Source organism: Agromyces binzhouensis (genome assembly GCF_004135055.1).
In the GTDB taxonomy this organism is placed as follows: domain Bacteria; phylum Actinomycetota; class Actinomycetes; order Actinomycetales; family Microbacteriaceae; genus Agromyces; species Agromyces binzhouensis.
Genome location: NZ_SDPL01000589.1, coordinates 1 through 1,437 on the forward strand (window position 1 = coordinate 1; position 1,437 = coordinate 1,437).

Annotated in this window: 1 protein-coding gene and 1 pseudogene; both read left to right on the forward strand. The window is 71.3% G+C overall.

The features are described from left to right. The coding region (resB, locus tag ESO86_RS16935) for a cytochrome c biogenesis protein ResB (protein ID WP_165308248.1) at positions 1–1,246 on the forward strand (1,246 nt) is incomplete at its 5' end. 9 nt (positions 1,247–1,255) lie between these two features. Then, positions 1,256–1,437, forward strand: a pseudogene (locus ESO86_RS16940) (c-type cytochrome biogenesis protein CcsB); the annotation flags it as partial.

Here is a 1,437-nt window from a genome sequence, read left to right on the forward strand (position 1 = left end):
CGCCGGGCCGGCCGGCGGCGGCGCGGAGGCGGCGATCGCATCCGCGGCCGCCGACCTCAGGAAGGCGGGCTACCGCGTCGAGCGCTACGACCAGCGCGGCGCCCCGTCGGTCTCGGCCGAGCGCGGCTACCTCAGGGAGACCGGCAACCTGGTCTTCCACACGGCGCTCGTCGGGGTGCTGGTCGCCGTCGCGATCGGCGGCGGATTCGGCTTCTCGGGCCAGCGGGTGATCGTCGAGGGCCAGTCGTTCGTGAACACCCTCGCGGCGTACGACTCGTTCAACCCGGGGCGGTTCTTCGACGACGGCCGGCTCACGCCCTACCGGCTGACGCTCGACGAGCTCGACGCGGTCTACGAGACCGAGAACACCGACGCGCTCGGCCAGCCGATCGACTTCACGGCGCACGTCACGATCGACGGACCGGACGGGGCGACCGAGCGCGACGTGAAGGTGAACGAGCCGCTGTACGAGTACGGCACCGACGTGTACCTGCTCGGGAACGGCTACGCGCCGACGATCACGGTGCGCGACCCCGACGGAGAGGTCGTCTTCACCGATTCGGTGCCGTTCCTGCCGCAGACGGCGAACCTCACCTCGATCGGCGTCGTCAAGGTGCCGGACGGCCTGTCCGAGCAGATCGGCCTGGTCGGCTTCTTCTACCCGACGCAGGACGTGCTCTCGACCGGCGCGTACACCTCCACCTACCCCGACCTCGTCTACCCGGTGCTCACGCTCAACGTGTATTCGGGCGACCTCGGCATCGACGACGGCACGCCCCGTTCGGTGTACCAGCTCGACACGAGCGGCATGGAGCAGCTCACGGGCGGGCAGACGGGCGTCGACTCGGTCGAGCTGATGCCGGGGGAGTCGACCGAGCTGCCGAACGGGCTCGGCACGGTCGAGTTCGAGTCGGCGTCGCCGGGTGCCGCGAGCGAGGACTACTCCCAGAGCGTGCCGCGGTTCGCCTCGTTCGACGTGCACCATGACCCCTCGCAGGTGTGGGTGCTCGTGTTCGCGCTGCTGATCCTCGGCGGGCTGCTGCTCTCGCTCTTCGTGCCGCGTCGGCGCGTGTGGGTGAAGGCCGTCACGCGGCCCGACGGGCGTGTCGTGCTCGAGTACGCGGGCCTCGCGCGCGGCGACGACCCGGGGCTCGAGCGGGCCGTCGAGGAGTTCGCCGACCGCCACGCGGGGCCGGTCTCGTCCGGGCCCGACGCCGCATCCGGACCCGAGAATCCTTCGACGTAAGGTGGAACAGTGACGCTCGACGAGATCTCCATCATCGCGGTGTACTCGGCGATGGCCGTGTACGCGATCGCGTTCATCGCGTACGCGATCGACCTGGCCCGCCGGTCCGCCGCGTCGGCGCAGGCGACGGATGCCGCGGCCGCGCGCATCGCGGAGGACACCGTCGCCGGCGGGGCGTCCGAGCGCGAGCC